This is a genomic window from Armatimonadota bacterium (genome assembly GCA_031081585.1).
GTDB lineage: Bacteria > Sysuimicrobiota > Sysuimicrobiia > Sysuimicrobiales > Humicultoraceae > Geohabitans > Geohabitans tengchongensis.
In genome coordinates this window covers 21,861-37,203 of sequence record JAVHLY010000028.1, presented here as the reverse complement: position 1 = coordinate 37,203, position 15,343 = coordinate 21,861, and the positions used below count along the sequence as shown (strand labels likewise).

Here is a 15,343-nt window from a genome sequence, read left to right as displayed (position 1 = left end):
GTCCCGCAGCGCCTCGGCGCTGAAGCCGCCGAAGACCACGGTGTGCGCGGCGCCGATGCGCGCGCAGGCCAGCATGGCGATGGGCAGCTCGGGCACCATCGGCAGGTAGATGGCCACGCGGTCGCCGCGGCGCACGCCCAGGCGCTGGAGCGCGTGGGCGAAGCGGCTCACCTCGCGCAGCAGGTCGCCGTAGGTGAGGACGCGCTCGTCGCCGGGTTCCCCCTCCCAGACGATGGCCGCCTTGGTGCGCCGCCCGCCCGTGATGTGGCGGTCGAGGCAGTTGTAGGCCAGGTTGGTGCGCCCGCCGACGAACCAGCGGGCGTAGGGGGGCTCCCACTCCAGCACCCGCTCCCAGGGGCGGAACCAGTGCAGCTCCCGGGCCACCTCGGCCCAGAAGCCCTCCGGGTCGGCCTCGGCACGGGCGTAGACCGCGGGGTCCTGGACGTTGGCCTGGCGGCGGAAGGCCTCGGGGGGCGGGATACGGCGCTCTTCCAGCAGGAGCGCCTCGATGGTGCGGTCGGCCACAGGCATCCCTCCCGGACAGGGACTCAGGGTTACTGGGACAAGTTGGCCGTCGGGGCCGGCGGGGCCTGCTGGCACGCTCGCTACGCGCCGAGGTAGGCCCGCCGGACCCGGTCGTCCCGGGCCAGGGCCTCGGCCAGCCCCTCGGCGACGACGCGCCCATTCTCCAGCACGTAGGCCCGGTGCGCCAGTCGGAGGGCCACCTGGACGTTCTGCTCCACCAGCAGCACCGTCGCCCCGGCCTCGTTCAGGGCCCGGACCGCCCGTACCACCTCCACGACCATCGCCGGCGCCAGCCCCATGGTGGGCTCGTCCAGCAGGATGAGCGTCGGTCGGGCCATCAGGGCACGGGCAATGGCCACCATCTGCTGCTCCCCACCGGAGAGACTGCCGGCCAGCTGATGCTGGCGGTCTCTCAGCACGGGGAAGAGCGCGAAGACCCGGTCCAGGTCCTCCCGCAGGTCCCCCGCACGGACGTAGGCACCGAGCGCCAGATTCTCCAGGACGCTCATCTCCGGAAAGAGCTTGCGTCCCTCCGGACAGTGGGCGATGCCGAGGCGGACGATGGCGGTGGGATCGAGCCGGGTGAGGTCGCGCCCGCGGAAGGCGACGCGGCCGGCTGCCGGGCGGACCAGCCCGGAGATGGCCCGCAGTGTCGTGGACTTGCCCGCCCCGTTCCCTCCAAGGAGGGCCACCACCTCTCCCGGCAGGACCCGCAGCGTGAGCCCCTGCAGCGCCCGCACACGCCCGTAGTAGACGGTGACCTCGTGCAGGTCCAGGAGGGCGGCGGCCCCGGGACCCTGGAAGGGTTCAGCAGGTGCCGGCCCCGTCATGGCGAGAGCGCCGCCTCGTCCCCCAGGTAGGTCCGGATGACCTCCGGATGCGCCCGCACCGCCGCCGGAGGCCCCTCGGCCAGCTTCTCCCCATGGTGGAGGACGATGAGGCGGTCGCAGTAGCGCATCAGGGTTTCCATGTGGTGGTCGATCACCAGGACGGTGACCCCGCGGTCGCGGATGCGGCAGACCAGCGTCATGGTGGTGTCGGCCTCCGCGGGGTTCATCCCTGCGAGCGGTTCGTCCAGCAGCAGGGCCACGGGGTCCACCGCCAGCGCCACCGCGATGCCCAGCATCCGCTGCTCACCGTAGGGCAGCTCGTCGGCGGGCCGATCCCGGCGATCCCACAGCCGGGTGAACTCGAGCACCTCCCGGACACGGCGGTCCAGCGCCGCCGCCTCCCGGGCGTGCAGGCCGAAGAGGGTCCGGCGGAGGCCTCCCGGCTCGTGCCGGTGCAGACCGAGACGGACGTTCTCCGCGACGGTGAGCCGGCTGAACACCCTGGTCTGCTGGAACGTCCGCACGAGCCCCCGGCGCGCCAGCCGGTGAGGCGGGAGGCCGGTGATGTCTTCCCCGCGAAACCAGACGCGCCCCGCCGTGGGTCGCAGGAAGCCGGTGATGAGGTTAAAGGTCGTGGTCTTGCCGGCGCCATTCGGCCCCACCAGACCGACAATCTCTCCAGCATCCACGTGGAAACTCAAGTGGGAGACCGCGCGGAAGCCGTCAAAGGTGCGGGTGAGCCCGTCGACGGCCAGGAGCGGCTCCGTCCGGTTCACCGGCTGACCCGTCTGGCCACCAGCCGGCGCCATCCCCCCACCAGCCCTGCCGGGAGAAAGGCGATGGCGGCGATGAGGAAGAGCCCGAAGAGGATCTCCGCCAGCACCGGGTGCACCGCCCGCAGCAGGTCGCGGACGACCGTCAAGAGCACCGGCCCCAGAACCGGTCCTGCGGCCGTCCCGGCCCCGCCCACCAGGTTCATGACGAACAGGTCGAAGGACGCGACGAAGTCGAAGATTTCGGGGGCGAGGAAGGTGGTGTAGTGGGCGTAGAGGGAGCCCGCCATCCCGGCGAGCCCGGTGCTCAGCGCGAAGACGCCCACCTTGTAGCGGTGGGTGTGGATCCCGAGGGTCTGTCCCAGGTCCTCGTCCTCGCGGATGGCCACGAGAGCCCGTCCCATCCGGGAGTGCACCACACACGCCCGCAGCCACAGCGTCAACAGCACGGCGGCGAGCACCAGGTAGTAGTACCCCGTCTTCCCCTGGAACGTGTTGAGGGTGAGCGGCGGCCCCCAGGGACGCGGCAGCGTGGCGAAGGGAATCCCGGGCAGGCCCATGGGGCCGCGGGTGACGGCCACGAGGCTGGTGAGCAGCAACGTGATGATGATGCCGAAGATGAAGGTCACCAGGACGAAGTAGTGCCCGCGCAGCCGCAGGGAGGGGTAGCCGATGAAGATCCCGCTGGCTGCCGCGGTCGCCGCCGCCGCCAGGAGCGCCAGCAGGAAGGGCACCCCGGCCCGCAGGGTCAGCAACGCCGAGGTGTATGCTCCGATCCCCCAGAACCCGGCATGCCCCAGGGAGAGCAGGCCGCTCTGACCGATGAGCAGGTCGAGGCTGGCCACCAGGATGACGTTCACGCCGGTGAGGACCAGCAGGTTCTGGTGCGCGGGGTTCTGCAACGCCAGGGGGGCCAGGACCGCGGCGGCCAGGGCGGCAAGCCACGCGGCCCGGGAGCGCACGAGCGATCCGCGCACGATCCCCGGCGCCGTCAGGCCGGCACCCGCCCCAGCAGCCCCTGGGGGCGGGCGAAGAGGATCACGATCATCAGGGCAAAGGCGACCAGGTCGGCAAACTCCGCCGCCAGGTAGGCGGCGGTGAAGGTCTCGGCCATGCCGACCAGGAGCGCCCCCACGATCGCTCCCGGCACGCTGCCCATCCCCCCGAAGATGACGATGGCGAACGACTTCAGGATCACAATCGCCCCGATGTGGGGGTCGAACGCCCGGATCGGTGAGATGAGCCCCCCTGCGGCCCCGGCCAGCGCGCCCGCCAGGGCGAACGTCACCAGGCCCAGCCGGGCGCTGTCGATCCCCACCAGGCGTGCAGCCTCCGGCTGCTGCGCCATGGCGCGCAGCGCCTTGCCGGGCTTGGTGTGCCGCAGCCCGAACCACACGGCCGCGACGAGCAGGGCCGTCACCCCCAGGACGAACGCCTGGTGATGGGTGAGGACGACCCCCCAGACGGTGATCTTACCGTCGCCGAAGGGCGAGGCGATCAGCCGGAAGTCGCCGCCGAAGAGCCACAGCGCCAGGTTCTGCAGGATGAGCAGGATGCCCAGGGCGGCGATGAAGGTCAGCGCGCCCCCGTGGCGCTGGAGCGGGCGGTAGACGAGGGCGCCGTTCAGCGTCGCCAGCGCCGCCGTGAGCCCCATGGCCACGGGCACGGAGGCGAAGTAGCCCAGGCCCGGGGCGTGCGTGGCGTAGAAGCTCACGTACGCCCCGAGCATGTACAGGGCTCCCTGGGCGAAGTCGGCGATGTGCAGGACCCCGAAGATCAAGGTCAGGCCCAGGGCCACCAGCGCGTAGGCCGCGCTGATGAAGAGGCCGTTGACCGCGAACTGCAGGACCGTGGTCAGGTCCAGCGCCCCTCGCCTCCTATCGGGGACAGAGGTCGGCGGCGCTCAACACCGCGGGAGGCCGACCGGCGAAGTCGCGGTCCACCAGCAGGGTGCGACGCCCGTCGACGTACGTGGCCACGCCCACCCGCATGTCCGCCTGACCACAGGGCAGGAACCCGTACGTCCCCAGCGGCAGTTCGAAACGCTCGCCCGAGAGGATGCGGCGCATCACGCGCTCCGGCTCGGTGGAGCCTTCGCGCTCCATCGCCTGCTTCAGCAAGTGGATCGTGCCCCATCCCCAGCCGTGGTTGCGCGTGGCCCGTTTTCGCAGGGTGTTGAGGAAGGCCAGGCTCATCTCCCGGGCCATCCGCTCCGGCTCCGTACGGGTGAAGCGGCGCAGATCGACCCCGTCGTCGTACACCCAGGGGTAGAAGAAGCCGTTGGCCCGCTCCCCCACCGCATCCTGGTAGGCGGGATCCTCCAACAGGTCGCTCCCGTAGAACCCCATGGCCAGTCCGAGCTCACGGAACTGCAGCGAGACGCCGATCATCTCACCGCCCAGGCCCATGGCCACCAGCCCGTCCGCTCCCGACCCGCGCGCCTTGGTGAGAATGGTGCGGAAGTCGGTGGTCCCGGGAAAGGTGTAGAACTCCGGGTCGGCCACCAGCCGACCACCCAGACGCTCCAGGACGCGGCGGAACTCCGTGATCATCGACCGCCCGAAGTCGGTGTTCTGGGCCATGGCGAAGAAGCGGCGGTGGTTGTTCACCGTCACCGCATACTTGGCCAGCGGGGCCATCTCGATGACCGCCTGGGGGCCGAGACGGACCGAGAGCACCGCACCCGCCCGCTGTCGCGCCGCGCCGGTCAGGTCGGTGGCAAAGGCGTAGATCACCTGGGGGATGCGCGCCTGGGCGAAGACCGGCTGCTGGGCGACGGCCGCGCCGCTGCAGAAGCTGCCGCCGACGAACTGGACCCGGCGGGCCACCAGGCGGTTGGCCGCCTCGGTCCCCCCGGCCGGGGTGCACCGGTCGTCTTCGCTGACGATCTCGAAGCGGACGGTGCGCCCACCCACGCGGACCCCGCCGGCCTCGTTGAGCAGGCGAACGGCGAGCTGGGCGCCCTCCAGACTCTCCTGCCCCTCCCGGGCGGCCGCGCCGGTGAGCGGCAGCGTAAAGCCCACGGTCACCGTCTCCGCGGTGGGCGCCCCCATGGTCGGAAGCCGACCACCGGCCCAGAGCAGTACCGCGCTCAGGACGATGGAGCACCAGACGAGCACAGACCGTTGCGTGCGCATCACTCCCTCCCCTCCTCCGGCCTCAGGGTCGGATCTGGTCCCAGGGTGAAGGCCCTGGGCGCGAACAGGCGCAACAGGTGATCCGCCGTGGCATCGTCCGGGCGGCCGTGGGCATAGCCGGTGGTCGGCGGGGTGGCGATCCCGAGCGTCCGGAGGTCGACGAACAGCTCGGCCGCCTTCACCAGGAGCCCGTTGGCGTCGATGACCGGCACCCCGTCCACGGCGCCGAGGCCCGCAGCCACCAGCGCCTCGTTGGTCACCCCGTCGCCGGGAATCAGCACCTCCGCGCCCGCCGCGATGGCGGCACGTGCGGCGGCCGTGAACGCCTCCCGGAGCGGCGCGGCGTCCCCGTCGAGCGCTGCCAGTAACTCCCGCGGACCGGCGCCCAGCGGGTGAAACCCGACCCAGCGGTGCGCCAGACCGTCGCGCAGGAGGTTGACCCGAATGGGATCGGCCAGCTCAGCGATGAAGCCGACGTGGCCGAAGCGCGCGCCCAGGACACCGGCGACGTGCGCAGCCACCTGGCCGAACCCGAGGACGGGGATGCGCGCCCAGGCCCGCGCCTCCGCCAGGCCGGGGTCCTGGCTCGTCCCGATGACGAAGGCGTCGTACCCGGCCCGCTCCGCCCGCAGCGCCTGGAGCGCGAAGTACCCTGCGAAGAGCGATTCCACGGCATGCGTGCGCACCAGCGGCTCGGGCAGGGCGCCCGCATAGGTGTCCGGCGGGAGGGTGTAGAGGTGTACCTCGGTGCCTGGCCGGGCCACGCGGCGGAAGTGCGCCGCGTACGCCCGATCGAGCGCTGGAAGGCGTCCCGAGACGATGTGCTTCTGGAACCAGATCTTCATGGCCATCCCGCTGGGGGCGTCGCTGTCCGCGTCGCGGGCGCCTGAGCGCCGGCCATGGCGCGGGCGGCCGCCAGCACAGCCTCCACGATGGCGTCGTATCCGGTGCACCGGCAGAGCGTCCCGGCCAGGCCCATCCGGATCTCTGCTGCTGCGGGGGCCGGGGAACGGCGCAGCAGGTCGAGGGCGGTGAGGATCATGCCGGGGGTACAGTAGCCGCACTGCAGCGCGTGGTGCTCCCAGAAGGCCTGCTGCAGGGGATGGAGACGTCCCTCGGTGGCCAGCCCCTCGACCGTGACCACTTCTTGCCCCTCCGCAGAGGCGGCCAGCACCGTGCAGGCCTTCACGGCGAGGCCTCCCAGCAGGACGGTGCACGCACCGCAGTGCCCGGTGAGACAGCCGAAGCGGGTCCCCGCCAACCCCAGTCCCTCCCGCAGTAGCTGCAGCAGCGACCAGCGGGTGTCGACGACCACCTCCCGCTCCTGTCCGTTCACGGTCAGGCGGATCGACACCCCCGAGCCCCCTGCCGGGCCGCTCACGGGCTCTCCCTCGCCGTCATCGCGGCGGCAACGGCCCGCCGGGCCATGACTCCGGCCATGGCGCGACGGTACGCTGCCCCGGCAGCCGCATCCTCGATGGGATGGCGGACGAGGTCCTGCGCGGCCTCTGCCGCGCGCTCGGGGACCGCATCGGGCGGCGCACCCCTGAGGTGGTCCAGCGAGACGACCACGGGTGTCTCCTCAACGGCCCCCACGGTGAGCCGGATGTCGACCAGACGGTCGCCTTCCCGCCGCACCAGGCAGGCGGCGTTGACCACGCCCGGCCCGCCCCAGACCGCACGGAGTTTCCGGTAGGCGGCCGTCGTCGGCGGAGGCGGTGCAGGGATGCGGACCTCGAGGAGGAGCTCATCCGGCCGCCGTGCGGTCCTTCCCGCCCCCGTGAAGAACGTCTGCACCGGGAGAGAACGACGGCCCCGCGCACTGGCCAGCACCACCACCGCCTGGAGGGCTACCAGGCAGGGAGCGTAGTCGTACGCGGGGTGCGCGGCGCAGAGGGCACCGCCGAGCGTCCCGCGGTTCAGCACCTGGACACCGCCGCCGATTGCCGCAGCGGCCTGGGTCAGCAGACTCCACCGACCGCGCACCACCGGACTGGAGGCGATCTCGCGGTGGGTGACCCGGGCACCGAGCCTGAGCGTATCGGGCTCCTCGGTGATCCCCGTGAGGGCGTCGAGCCGACGGAGGTCGACGAGCATCCGCGGGGCGATCCGTCCGGCCGTGAGGAGCGGGACCACCTCCTGGCCGCCGGCGACGATGGCGGCCTCGTCCCCGCAGGCCCCCAGGAGGGCGAGAGCCTCCTCCAGCGTCGCGGGGGCGTGGTAGACGGGGGCGGTCATCGTCGGTGCCTGGCGCTCTGCATGGCCTGCCAGAGGGCATCGGGACGGAGCGGCAGCGCCAGCACGTCGACCCCGAGCGGCGCCAGCGCGTCGGCCACGGCATTCATCAGGGCCGCGGCCGCCCCGCCCACCCCCGCCTCTCCGCCCCCCTTCACGCCCAGCAGGGTGTGAGGGCTGGGCGTGACCCGATGGTCCACGACGATGGGCGGCAGGTCGGGGGCCCGGAGCATGCGGTAGTCCCCCAGCGAAGTGGTCAGCCGCGTCCCGTCCGGAGCGTAGCGGACCTCCTCGCTCAACGCCCCGCCCAGCCCCATGGCCACGGCCCCGCGCAGTTGCCCCGCCACCAGCGCCGGGTTGACCACCACGCCGGCATCGTGCACGGCGCTGACCTGCCGCACCTGCACGACCGCTGTCTCCGGGTCCACCTCTGCGGCGACCACGTACGCGCAGGCCGAGTACGTAGGATAGGGGTTGATCCGTCCGTGGGCGTCCGGCCGGTGGCTGATGGTGGGCGGACGGTAGGTGCGGGTGGCCTCGAGCGGCGGCTCGATCATCCGGGCCAGGTCGTAGGCCTGCGCGTGGGCCACGTAGGCGACCTCGCCAAAGGCGACGCTCCGGGGCCGGTGGTCGTGGATGGGACGGGCGTCGACCTCGACCCGTCCGTCGCGGAAGCGCAGGACGTCCGGGGGCGCCCCGAGCAGCGCCGACGCCACCTGCGCCATCTTCGCCCGCACCTCCCGTGCCGCCAGCACCGCGGCTGTGCCTCCGGCGATGACGCTGCGGCCACTGTAGGTGCCAAAGCCGTAGGGGCACAGGTCCGTGTCGCCCTGCACCACCCGGATGGTCTCGGGTGGAACGCCCAGTTCCTCGGCCACGAGTTGGGCCATCGCCGTCTCGTTGCCAGTGCCCGGGCTGGTCACGCCGGTGAGGACCGTCACCGCCCCGGACGGGGCGACACGCACGGTGGCGCTGTCGTACCCGGCCACCAGGGACCGCGGGAGGCTGCCGCCTTCAGGAGTGAGCTCCATCGCCACGCCCACCCCGAACCACCGACCGTGGGCGCGCAGCCGGGCCTGCGCCTCCCGCAGCCGCTCGTAGCCGGCCATGTCGAGGACGCGCCGCAGCAACGCCGGGTAGTCGCCGCTGTCGAGGACCAGCCCGGTGGCGGTGCGGTAGGGGAAGGCGTCGGGGGCAATGAGGTTGCGCAGGCGGACGTCCACCGGGTCGAGGCCGCACGCCCTCGCCACCAGATCCACGACCCGCTCCATCACCACCGTGGCCGCCTCCTTGCCGTACCCGCGCGATGCCGTCCAAGGACCCTTGTGGGTGGCCACCAGCGTGTAGGCGATGTCCACGTCCTGCACGTCGTAGACGCCGGGCAGGGTGGCTGCGGTGAGCGGCGCCATCCCCCAGCCAGGCGTGGGGTAGGGGGCGCCGACGTTGGCGACAAAGCGGTCGCGGAAGGCCACCATGCGCCCCTCGGCCGTGCACCCCACCTCGATGTGGTGCACCTGCTCCCGACCGCCGATGAGCAGCTCCTCCTCCCGGCTGGCCACCCATCGGACCGGCCGCCGCGTGAGGAGGGCGAACAGGCAGACCAGCGACTCCTCGGGGTGCCCAATCATCTTCAGCCCGAAGGCTCCACCCAGGCGCGGCACGATGATGCGCAGCCGGTGCTCAGGCAGGCGCAAGGTCCGCGCCAGCATGTGCCGGAGCTGATGGGGGTTCTGCGTGGTCGCGTAGAGGATCAGCGCGTCCCCCAGGAGATCGGGGACGGCCAGGTAGCTGCGGGGCTCCAGGGGCTGGGTGGAGTAGCGGTGGATCCGGATGGTCGCCCGCACCACCCGGTGGGCGCGCGCCATGGCCCCCTCGACGTCGCCGTGACGGATCTGCCCGGCCAGGAGGACGTTGTCCGGCCATCCCTCCACGACCCGCGGCGCGTCCGGTCGCAACGCCTCCTCGGCGTCGAGCACGACGGGCAGCGGCTCGTATGCCACCCTGATGCGGGCCAGCGCAGCCCGCGCCTGCTCCAGGGTCTCGGCGGCCACCGCGGCCACGCCCTGCCCCGCGTAGAGGACCTCCTCAGGCGCGAGCGCCCAGACCTCCGCGCTGCGGCCCCCGACCGACGCAGGGTCGACGCGGTGCGGGATGGGGTCGAGGTGGCGGCGGACATCCTCGCCGGACAGGACGGCGACCACGCCGGGCATGGCGACGGCGGCGGCGGTCTCGACCCGCCGGATGCGGGCGTGGGCGTGGGGACTGCGCAGGATGGCGACGTGGAGGAGCCCAGGGAAGGACAGGTCGCCAACGAAGCGCGCCTGTCCCGTGACCAGTGCGGCCCCGTCGATGCGGCGCACCGACTGCCCGACGTAGCGTCCGGCCGTCCCCGTCGTCATGCCTGCGGGACGAGCCAGGCCCGGATGGACTCCTCCGCCGCCGCCCCCACCGTGCCCTGGAGGTCGGCCAGGTCGGCATAGGGGCGGCGAGGGATACGCCGGACCGGTAGGGCCACCGTCACCTCGGCGACGTCGAAGGGCCAGGGCTCGACCACCACCACATCGTCGCCCAGCGCCGCCACCGTCAGCTCCACCGTCGGGGCGTCGATGCCGAGCGGCGTGGGGCCCAGCCGGTCCTGTACCGCCCCCCGCAGGTCATGCAGACAGAGGAAGAGCGAGAGGCGGTCGTAGATCTGCAGCCATTCGTAGTTCGTCCACAGCTGCCGCTCGAAGCGGCTGCGGCGCTCCCGGGGGCTCCACAGCCGGCGCTTCAGTTCCGCCTGGAGCGCCTCCTGATCCCGGATGAAGGTCTCGATCCAAGGACGGGCCTCGGGCGTGATCGTCGTCATGTAGACGGGAAAGGTCCCGTAGCGCTGCGTGTAGATCCCCGCCCCGTGCATGCTGGCCAGCAACCCGGCGTAGGGGTCCCGGGCCACCGTCCGCTCGATCCCGACGGCGTAGAAGGCGACGTGCTCCTGGACCGGGATGTCACGCCAGTGCAGCGGGCCGGCCCGGGTGGCGTCGTACCGGGGCAATGCGTCCTGTTCCCGCCACCCCTCGTCGTGCATGGTCGCAGCGATCACCACGGACGCGTGGGGCTCCGGCCGCTCGAAAGTCTCATTCCCCCAGTGCCGCGCCAGGTCCCCCGCCAGCGCTGCGTGGTCGACCTGGCGGATCAGCAGCCACCGCCCATCCTCCTCGCGCACGATCATCCCGACTCCTCCGCGTACGCCTCCAGCACAGCAGCCACCATGCGCGCGCCCTGCTCCCAGTCTTCGAGCCGGATGTGCTCGTCCGGCATCTCCATCGCCGAACCGGCGTACTCGACCCCAATGCCCAGGGTCGGGCGGGGAGCAAACCGGTACTTGGGGCTCATCCCCACCGAGGTGGGACGGATCACCAGGGGCTGCCCGTAGACCTGCAGGGCTGCCCGCTGGGCTGCCCGAACGAGGGGGTCGTTCGCCGGTGTCCGGTACGGGGTGGTCTGGGAGCGCACAACCATCTCGACGTGCCCGAACCCCTCCCGGTCGAGGTGGGCCCGCACCTTCCGGGCGATGTCCGCCGGGTCCTGCCGGGCCACCAGCCGGAACTCCACCTTGGCCCGGGCCTCCGCGGGGATGACCAGCCGCTCCTCCGAACCGGTCTCCCCGCCCACGAGGCCGCAGACTGTGCAGGAGGGTTCGAAGAACCAGCGGCGAGCCGCCTCGAGCCCCCGGCACCCCAGCACGAAGCGCGGTGCGCCCATCCGCCGCGCGACGCGCTCGTCCAGGTCTTCGCCCAGAACGGCCAGGACCTCCAGGTCCGCGGGCGTAGGGGGGAGGACGTCGTCGTAGAAGCCGGGGACGCGGATGCGTTCGTCCGGGCCCTTCAGCGTGCTCAGGGCCCAGACCAGGTCCCAGGCCGGGTTGGGCAGGATGCTGATGCGCGAGGGTTGGGCCCCGGCCGGGTTCCGCACCACCAGCTCCACGTAGAGGTATCCCTTGGCGCCCAGGGACGCGGTGGGACGGTCGCGCTCGTCCTTCGCTCCCGTCTCCCAGATCACCGCGTCACAGGCCAGGACCTCGGGGTAGCGGGCGAGGACGTCATCCAGACAGGGATCGTTGGGGACCCGCTTGCCGAGGATGAGGAACTTCACCCCCACCGGCAGGCGCCCGTGGGTGCGCAGGAGCGCCTCCACGGCCACGATCCGCGAGAAGCAGCACCCCTTGTCGTCCGCCACCCCGCGGGCGAAGAGCCGGTCTGCGGCCAGCCTGACGGGGACCTGCAACAGGTCCCGCGGCAGCGGGTGGGTGTAGGCGGCGATGTCGTAGTGGTTGAAGAAGAGCACGGTGCGCGGGGAGCGGCCGGGCGCCTCGGCGTAGACCGCGGGGAACCCGTCCGTGACCGCCAGCAGGCGCGCGGCCAGCCCCGCGGCGGCCAGCCGCCGGACCAGCCACTGCGCCGCGGCGTGCATCGCCTCCGACCGGTCGCCGACGCTGGGGAAGGCGCAGAACTCCGCGAGTTCCGACATCCACTGCGCCATCCCCCCGCTGATGTACGCATCGACCGCGCCGGTGCGGGTGCGCATACCTACCCCTCCCCCCCGACCGCGGGGAGCGTCGGTGCCCGCGCCAGGATCGCCAGGACGTGGCGGATCCCCTCGTCGTAGTCCCGCAGGCGGATGTGCTCGTCGTTGGTCTCCAGCGCCGAGCCGGCGTACCCTACCGCGAACCCCACGATCGGCATGGAGCTGTAGCGCCGGAAGAGGTAGCGGTGGCCGATGCCGGTGGCGAAGGGGACCAACACCGGACGCCGGCCATAGACCTCTTCGGCAGCCTCCCCAACCAGCCGCGGGAGCGGGCCGTCAGGGTCGGTGGTGTAGGGCGGGAGCATGCTGCGCACCTCGAGGGTGATGTCGGGAAAGCCTCCCTGGTCCAGGTGGGCCCGCAGGCTGGTGAGCACCTCCTCGGGATCCTGATCCGGCACCAGGCGGAACTCGACGTGGGCGCGGCTCTCGCCGGGGATGACGAGCCGGTGGGCCGGGCCGGCCTCCCCCGCCGCCAGCCCGCAGAGCCCTACCGTCGGCTCGGTGTAGGTGAACCGCATGACGCGCTGGCCGTCCAGCCCGGCGACGAACGCCCTGACCCCGGTGCTCGCCCGCAAGCCGGAGACGTCGGCGGGGAGGTGCCGGTAGCACCACTCCTCCTCGGCAGGGCCGGGCCGCCGGACCCGGTCGTAGAAGCCCGGCAGGCGGACACGTTCGTCCGGATCCTTGAGCGAGGCGAGCGCCCATACCAGCCGCCACGCGCTGTTGGGGAGGGCGGTTAGGCGGGAGGGGTAGTCGCCGTTGGCGGTGCGGCACCGCAACTCGACGTAGAGCTGCCCCTTGTGGCCGAGGGTGATCACCGGGCGGTCCGCCTCGTCCTTGGCCCCCGCCTCCCAGCAGCAGGCGTCGGCCGCGACCCGGGGGAAGGCCCGGGCGAGGAAGCGCCCAAGCCCGTCGGTGGCTAACCCGCGCTTGCCCTCCAGCAGGAACTTCACGGTCACCGGCAGCGTCCCATTCGCCTCGTGCCAGAGGCGCACCGCGTGGATGCGGGAGAGGAGCGTGGCCTTGTCGTCGGCCACCCCGCGGGCGTAGAGGCGCTCCCCCTCCACGGCGCCCGAGAAGGGGTCCCGGTCCCCTGGCCGCCGCTCGATCGGGTTGGTGTAGGTGGCGATGTCGTAGTGGTTGAAGAAGAGCAGGGTCCGCGCAGCGGCGCCGCGGGCCATGCCCACCAGGTAGGGGTGGTTGCCTTCGCCCGGCCAGACTTCGACCTCGATGCCGCTGCGCCGCATGGCCGCCTCGAGCCACGCCACAGCCTGGCCCATGGCGGCGTCGTCGCCGCCGACCGAGGGGATCCGGCAGAACGCGGCCAGCTCCGCCACGTGGTCGGCGAAGCGCCCGCGGTGGCGTTCCTCCGCCGCGGCGAGGGCCGCCCGGGCGACGGGGAGGCTCATGCCCCGCTCCTCCGCAGCCGCGGGTCGAGGGCGTCGCGCAGCGCGTCGCCCAGGAAGTTCACGGCCAGGACCGCCAGGCTGAGGGCGACCCCTGGGGGCAACGCCATCCAAGGGGCCTGCTCGAAGTACCGTCGCGCTTCCTCGCTCAGCATGTTCCCCCAGGAGGGGACGGGCGGCTGGGTGCCCAGCCCCAGGAACGAGAGGGACGCTTCGATGAGGATGGCCGCCGACAGGGCGTTGGTGGCCAGCACGATGACCGGCGCCACGGCGTTGGGCAGGAGGTGGCGCAAGAGGAGGCGGGCGTCGGAGGCTCCCAGCGCCCGGGCCGCCTCGACGAACTGGAACTCGCGCAGCTGGAGGACCACCCCGCGCACGACGCGCGCCAGCCCCGGCAGGACGACGATGGCGATGGCCAGGACCACGTTCTCCAGGCGCGGGCCCAGCACCGCCATGAGGGCCAGCGCCAGGATGATGGCCGGCAACGCCATCAGCACGTCCACCACGCGCTGCACCGCGCCATCCAGCCAGCCGCCGTAGTAGCCGGAGAGCAGGCCCACGGCCGTGCCTGCCACCGTGCCCACGCCGATCGAGGCCAGGCTGATCAGCAGCGAGGTCCGGCCGCCGTACAGCGTGCGGGAGAGGACATCGCGTCCCAGGTAGTCGGTCCCCAGGGGGTAGTGGGTGCCGGGAGGACGCATCAGGGCATTGTAATCTTGCGCGTAGGGGTCGTGCGGGGCCAGCCAGGGCGCACCGAGGGAGGCGACGAGCAGCCCCGCCAGCACGGCCGCCGCCAGCACGCCGCCGGGGTGCCAACGGAGGAGCCGTCGCAGCATGCCCCCCCATGGTCCCGCCCGGCGCCTCGGTCCCAGAGCCGGCAGGAGCACCCCACGACGAGAGGAGAGCACGCCGCCCATTCAGGCGTACCGGATGCGGGGATCGATCCAGGCGTACGCCAGGTCGACGAGCAGGTTCACCAGCACGACAACCAGGCCCGTGAAGAGGACCGCCGCCTGGACCGCCGGGTAGTCCCGGTGGGTGATGGCGTCCACCACGTACCGGCCGACCCCGCTGAGGGCAAAGATGTCCTCGATGATCACCGCGCCGCTGAGCAGGTAGACGAACTGGCTCCCCAGCACGGTCAGGATGGGGATGAGCGCGTTGCGGACGGCGTGGGCCCACAGGACTCGCCTGGGAGCCAGCCCTTTGGCCCAGGCCGTGCGCACGTAGTCGTCCTGCAGGACCTCCAGGAGGGACGAGCGCACCATCCGCAGGCTGCGGGCGGAGAGGTGGACGCCCAGAATGGCCGCCGGGATCAGGAACTGCTCCAGGTTCTGCGCCGGTGACGTGTGCAGGGGGACGTACCCCAGCGGAGGCACCCAGCGGAGCCAGATCGAGCCGTAGAGCAGCACCAGCGTGGCGATCCAGAAGTGGGTGACGCTGAGCCCACCGAAGCTGAAGAGGCGGGCGGCATAGTCCAGCGGGCCGCCGCGGCGGGCCGCCGCCGCCACACCCAGCGGCAGCCCGATGACCACCGAGAGCGTCATGGCCAGCACCGCCAGCTCCACGCTCACGGGCAGGGCCGCCAGCAGGTCGTGACGCACCGGTCGTCCCGACCAGAACGAGACCCCCAGGTCACCCCGCAGCACACCGCTCACCCAGGCCGCGTACTGGACCAGGAACGGACGGTCCAGCCCGAGCGCCGCCCGGGCCGCCGCCAGGTCGGTGACGGTTCCGGATTCCTCCAGGCGCGCCATGAGGACGTCCCCGGGAACGATCCGAATCAGCCCGAAGGCGAGCAGGGAGAGTCCCCACAGCGCCGCCACGGCCAGGATCGCCCGCCTAAGCAGGTAGTGCCGCACCGCCCGTTT

At 72.4% G+C, this 15,343-nt stretch carries 15 protein-coding genes; all 15 read right to left on the bottom strand.

The window, feature by feature from the left end; genetic code table 11:
• Positions 1 to 531 (bottom strand): acetyl-coenzyme A synthetase N-terminal domain-containing protein (locus tag RB146_11220; GenBank protein MDQ7829541.1); only part of this gene is annotated, 531 nt, incomplete at its 3' end.
• Between the two features lie 74 nt (positions 532 to 605).
• Entirely contained in the window at positions 606 to 1,355 is a 750-nt protein-coding gene (locus tag RB146_11215) for an ABC transporter ATP-binding protein (GenBank protein ID MDQ7829540.1), read from the bottom strand.
• Positions 1,352 to 2,131 (bottom strand): ABC transporter ATP-binding protein, encoded by a 780-nt coding sequence (locus RB146_11210; GenBank protein ID MDQ7829539.1) that lies wholly within the window; start codon positions 2,129 to 2,131, stop codon positions 1,352 to 1,354. Before RB146_11210 ends, RB146_11215 begins: the two co-directional genes overlap by 4 nt.
• Positions 2,128 to 3,105 (bottom strand): branched-chain amino acid ABC transporter permease, encoded by a 978-nt coding sequence (locus RB146_11205; GenBank protein MDQ7829538.1) that lies wholly within the window; start codon positions 3,103 to 3,105, stop codon positions 2,128 to 2,130. The genes RB146_11210 and RB146_11205 overlap by 4 nt, the downstream gene beginning before the upstream one ends.
• 14 nt (positions 3,106 to 3,119) lie before the next feature.
• The gene (locus RB146_11200; protein ID MDQ7829537.1) at positions 3,120 to 3,974 is read right to left on the bottom strand and encodes a branched-chain amino acid ABC transporter permease; all 855 of its coding nucleotides are present in this window, start codon (positions 3,972 to 3,974) and stop codon (positions 3,120 to 3,122) included.
• A 31-nt stretch (positions 3,975 to 4,005) separates the two neighbouring features.
• Positions 4,006 to 5,265: an ABC transporter substrate-binding protein gene (locus RB146_11195; protein ID MDQ7829536.1), complete on the bottom strand. Its 1,260-nt coding sequence runs from the start codon at positions 5,263 to 5,265 to the stop codon at positions 4,006 to 4,008.
• On the bottom strand, positions 5,265 to 6,110 hold the full coding sequence (locus RB146_11190; GenBank protein MDQ7829535.1) for an aspartate/glutamate racemase family protein: 846 nt from the start codon (positions 6,108 to 6,110) through the stop codon (positions 5,265 to 5,267). Before RB146_11190 ends, RB146_11195 begins: the two co-directional genes overlap by 1 nt.
• Positions 6,107 to 6,646, bottom strand: a complete 540-nt coding sequence (locus RB146_11185; protein MDQ7829534.1) for a (2Fe-2S)-binding protein — start codon at positions 6,644 to 6,646, stop codon at positions 6,107 to 6,109. Before RB146_11185 ends, RB146_11190 begins: the two co-directional genes overlap by 4 nt.
• Positions 6,643 to 7,503 (bottom strand): FAD binding domain-containing protein, encoded by an 861-nt coding sequence (locus RB146_11180; GenBank protein ID MDQ7829533.1) that lies wholly within the window; start codon positions 7,501 to 7,503, stop codon positions 6,643 to 6,645. The genes RB146_11185 and RB146_11180 overlap by 4 nt, the downstream gene beginning before the upstream one ends.
• On the bottom strand, positions 7,500 to 9,899 hold the full coding sequence (locus RB146_11175) for a xanthine dehydrogenase family protein molybdopterin-binding subunit (protein ID MDQ7829532.1): 2,400 nt from the start codon (positions 9,897 to 9,899) through the stop codon (positions 7,500 to 7,502). The genes RB146_11180 and RB146_11175 overlap by 4 nt, the downstream gene beginning before the upstream one ends.
• On the bottom strand, positions 9,896 to 10,711 hold the full coding sequence (locus tag RB146_11170; protein MDQ7829531.1) for a DUF3891 family protein: 816 nt from the start codon (positions 10,709 to 10,711) through the stop codon (positions 9,896 to 9,898). The genes RB146_11175 and RB146_11170 overlap by 4 nt, the downstream gene beginning before the upstream one ends.
• Positions 10,708 to 12,066: a M20/M25/M40 family metallo-hydrolase gene (locus tag RB146_11165; protein ID MDQ7829530.1), complete on the bottom strand. Its 1,359-nt coding sequence runs from the start codon at positions 12,064 to 12,066 to the stop codon at positions 10,708 to 10,710. Before RB146_11165 ends, RB146_11170 begins: the two co-directional genes overlap by 4 nt.
• Positions 12,067 to 12,068: 2 nt before the next feature.
• Positions 12,069 to 13,475 carry a M20/M25/M40 family metallo-hydrolase gene (locus tag RB146_11160; protein MDQ7829529.1) on the bottom strand — a complete coding sequence of 469 codons (1,407 nt, stop codon included), beginning with the start codon at positions 13,473 to 13,475 and terminating at the stop codon, positions 12,069 to 12,071.
• Positions 13,472 to 14,308 carry an ABC transporter permease gene (locus RB146_11155; protein ID MDQ7829528.1) on the bottom strand — a complete coding sequence of 279 codons (837 nt, stop codon included), beginning with the start codon at positions 14,306 to 14,308 and terminating at the stop codon, positions 13,472 to 13,474. Before RB146_11155 ends, RB146_11160 begins: the two co-directional genes overlap by 4 nt.
• 81 nt (positions 14,309 to 14,389) lie before the next feature.
• Positions 14,390 to 15,334: an ABC transporter permease gene (locus RB146_11150; protein MDQ7829527.1), complete on the bottom strand. Its 945-nt coding sequence runs from the start codon at positions 15,332 to 15,334 to the stop codon at positions 14,390 to 14,392.
• Positions 15,335 to 15,343: the final 9 nt, after the last annotated feature.